At 31.1% G+C, this 4,252-nt stretch carries 2 protein-coding genes; both read right to left on the reverse strand.

The genetic code is table 11. From position 1 onward, the window contains the following. Positions 1–1,270 (reverse strand): N-6 DNA methylase (locus ACYVRH_RS11335; RefSeq protein ID WP_461257025.1); only part of this gene is annotated, 1,270 nt, incomplete at its 3' end. Then, complete coding sequence (locus ACYVRH_RS11340) at positions 1,263–4,136, reverse strand: Eco57I restriction-modification methylase domain-containing protein (RefSeq protein ID WP_461257026.1); 2,874 nt, start codon at positions 4,134–4,136, stop codon at positions 1,263–1,265. The genes ACYVRH_RS11335 and ACYVRH_RS11340, both read right to left, overlap by 8 nt. Positions 4,137–4,252: the final 116 nt, after the last annotated feature.

The raw sequence follows: 4,252 nt of genomic DNA on the forward strand, positions 1-4,252 counted from the left end.
TACCAAAAATATTGTTTTTTAATATTTGTTTTAGTATTTCAGGTTTAGGGTCAGCTAATTTGCCATTATGTCTGTTTTTTATTCTCCATCGTTGAACTAAGCGTTTAAATGCAATTACCAAAAAAATACCTGAGCCACAAGCAGGATCAATCAATTTTATATTTTCATTTGTATCTTTAAAATTCAACGGTAAACATTCATCAATTAAAAGATTTACCAAAAAAGAAGGAGTATAAACCGCTCCATTTTTAGGAGTATCCTTATCCTTTCCCTTTCGATTTTTTTCTCTAGGTAAAAATTCCTCATACAAATTGCTGATGAGTTCAATGGGTATATGTTCAAAAGAATATTCTGTCCATCCAAAAAGATTTTCATTTGAACCTGCTTCAAAAAAAACTGCTAATTTATTTTGTTTTAATTTTATTATATCATCATAAACAATTTTATATGGATTCATTTTATCAGTCATTGAAAATATTCCACCATTGAAATGTTCTGACAATGATTTTAAAAGTTCAGTTAACTTATTATTGCGTAATATTTCTGTTAATGATCTAAAACCAGTTTCTTTATAAAAATAATCTTGAGCAAGATTATTTCCCGTTTCAGAATCTATTCCATTCTCTTCTAAATATTTGATTAAAATACACATTATCAATAAACGGTCAGACAGTTCTGATTGCTTTTTTCCTATCAATCGCTTAAATTCATACCTTACTTCTCTTAAACTATTAAGTAACCGTTCAGCAGCGCCTGTACTATACAAAAAATGATTTTTTGCGGTATCAGTTTCCCAAAATGCTCCATTATTAAATAATTGAGCACGATATTTTTTCAGAACATCATTTTGAATATCTAAATAAATAATGTCTATGGGGTTTGTTATAATTTTGTCATCAATAATATCAACAGGTTTGCGACTGTCAAAAACTTTAATTTCTCTTTGATTAACGATCATGTAAAGTGGTATCTCACAACCACTCCATACAGCACGATGAATCGTATTATAATCTTCCTGAGTTCGATTTCTTAATATATTATCATATATGTATATTTGAGCCAATGGGGGGCGTCCGTCGTCAAAAAAACGAAAATACACGGCATCAACATCAAATTCTTTTGCTTTATCCAATGCTACAATAATATAAGGAGACTCGTTTCGAGAAATATATTCAATTTGTCTATCTACAATATAAACAGATGAGTAATCACGTTCTTCTAACTGAAAGTCAAGAGTACGTAAATTATTAATATAATCATTATTACTCATTCTTTCCCTCTACCACCTTAATCTCATCATTAGTCAAATTATACAGTTGATATACCGCTGTATCTATTGCTTGCTCTATGCCGACAATCTGCCTTGAAATCATAGTTCTTGATTGTTGGTTTGGCTCTTTGGCTTCTTTTTGTTTGAGACCAATTATTTTATCTACTAGCGAAACAATAGCGTCATGTTTGGAAATATCTATTTGGCGAGGAAGCGGTAACATTTCTAAATATGTTTTTGAGATATTAACCGTCAAATTACTACTATTACTAAATGATTTGCTATAATAAAAATTCCAAAGTTTACTGTTTAATAATGCACAAATTAAATTGTATGAATAACTAGAAAGCATATTTTCATTTATTAATAATATATTTGTTGAAGCAAATGATAAATATTTTTCTTTATCAATTGCCGCTACTAAAGGCGATTTACCACCGCTAATTCTTTGAATTACAATTTTAGTTTCAGCTTCCCATACGTAATTAGGTCTAGTTCTGTGAATTTTTTCTTTATCAAATAAAATATAATTATTACCAAAATTAATAATATATTTTTTTATATCTTTTCCTTCAAGCATAGGTTTATACTTTTTATTAATAGCAGTTTGACTAATTAACTCTTTGTGTGCAACAATCCCTTCAATTATGTCAATTATTATATCTCTTAAAAAGAAATTAGATTTATTAAGTTTATTGATTAATTCTTGTTCTTCTGGATTAACGAAAATACTAAAAGCGTAACTTACATTATTAAGGAAATTATGTTGATTAACTTTAGTTTGTTTTGTTTCATCAATAAAACCATCATTTTTATAATTAGCGTCTATAATTAAAGTATCTCTTGAAATAGTATTGTTAATCAAATTCAAAATTATTGTTGATGCTGTAACACCGTCAAAAACCCCTTCTTTTAGATCAACAATTCTTTCAATAGTTGTTCTTTCTAAAATAAATTTCCTTGTTGTATCATAGGTAGTTGTTCTTAATAAGCTATTAGGAATAATAAACGAAAATAAACCTGTCTTATTAAGTAATTCTGTTGATTTTAATAAAAAAAGAATGTAAAGATTTATTTTACCTGACTGGTTCTTTCTAGTATTTTTATCATTTTTAGTGATGTAAAATTTATTCCAATAATAATTTTTTACATCGTCAGACCAATCAACATCTCTTGTAAATACATATGGTGGATTACCAATCACAACATCAAAACCCCCATTTTTGAAAATCTCTGGGAAGCCGTCCTTATCCCAATCAAAACAATTAATTTTGATACGATCATCATCTGTCAATTCAAGTTGGGCGTAAAAGTCCGTTCCAATAAGACTGTTGCCGCATTTTATATTATCTTCAAGAGAAGGAAGTAGTGCCATGTCTGAATACTTAAATAATTGCTCTGAACTTTCTCTGCTTTCGCCCTCCAATAGTTTTAGATATAAGGATAATTTTGTTACTTCAACCGCCTGATTATCAATGTCAACACCAAAAATATTATTGGTAAGAATACGCTGTTTTTCATCTATTGTTAGCCTATATGTATTATGTCCTGCTTCAAATATTTTTTTGTTTTTCTGCGATGTTTTTACATTCTTTTCCTGCGTGTAATAATCAAGGTGATAATTCAATAAGTACTGATACGCACCAACAAGGAAAGAACCTGAACCACAGGCAGGGTCGCAAATCTTAATAGCGACTATTTCTTCCGGCTTTTTATTCTTTATTTTCTCTCCAACAGTATTTTGAACGATGTAATCAACTATGTACTGTGGCGTGTAATATACTCCGCCTGCTTTCTTTACTTCGGGTTTTTGTTCAACAACCGCTGTATGAGTGTCGCCTTTAATTTTACGGTAATGAATGGTACTGCCAAGAAAACGCTCGTAAATACTGCCAAGAATTTCTATGGGCAGTACGGAAAATTCATAGGGACATTCAGGGTAATATAAATTAACGATAATATTAGATAATATTTTATCCTCAATAATAATTTTTTCTAACCATTCTTCATAAGCAAAAAGCCCTGAGTTATATTTAACGTTTGCTTTTGTAAAAAGCAGATTTAATTTTTCGTATATGTTAGTTGTTTTTGAGACTGTAAGAAGGATATTTTCATCTTCAATGCCCCTGTCTTCGGCAATACGCAAAAACACAATGCGGTCTATTATTCTTTGTACTGTCGTATTAAGGTTGTAAATGGAAAGAGTGGGATTATTTATAGCGATGTTTTTTGCCAATGCCATACGCCAATCTTCGACAAGGGCAAGCAGTTCGGTATCCACTTCCGATGTGCCTTTTTTATTTTTGTTATCTGTGACGTATTTGTCAAAACTGCCTTTGTTAATAGCGTTCTTTGAAAATGTATTGTATAGAAAATCAAATTTCTGCTCATATTCTTTAAATGTAAAATAATCTATACGGGCTACGCTTGCTTTATCATTTTTATCAGGTTTTATCCGAGTATCGTAGATGGCAAATTCTTCAAAATTGGTTAAAATTGAAAGCGGCAGTTTGGCGGTGTAGGCATAACGCCGTACCTGAAAAGCAGGTTCTGCGGCTTCTTTAATATTGACCGATGGTTTTTTTGCTTCGACAAAAAATTTCCTTATACCGCCTATCCTGAAACTGTAATCGGGGGCTTTTAGAGTGCCTTCTATTTTTACTTTGTCTTCCGGCACTACGTCACGATAAATTTCCGAAAAGCCTTGATTGTTTTCCACGTCCCAATCAAGCAGGTTAAAAAGTTTATTGATGAAGTCGGTTCTTGTTTTGGACTCGTCATATTGACCGCTTTTATACTCGGCGATATTTGCCGAAAAATTGGAGACAATGGATTTAAGCTGCTCAAGGCGTTCATTTTCGGTCATGGGTTATTATAGCATATATTGATTTACTAAGGCAAGAAATGTAAATTACCTATTCACTTTATAAGTGACACAATTAATGCGCCTCTCTCGTTCTTTACCCCTAGTGGTAGACTTTT

This window comes from Treponema sp. R80B11-R83G3 (assembly GCF_054786115.1).

Coding starts and splice junctions, on each gene's coding strand:
- ACYVRH_RS11340 (WP_461257026.1), bottom strand. CDS start 4,136: ATGACCGAAAATGAACGCCTTGAGCAGCTTAAATCCATTGTCTCCAAT.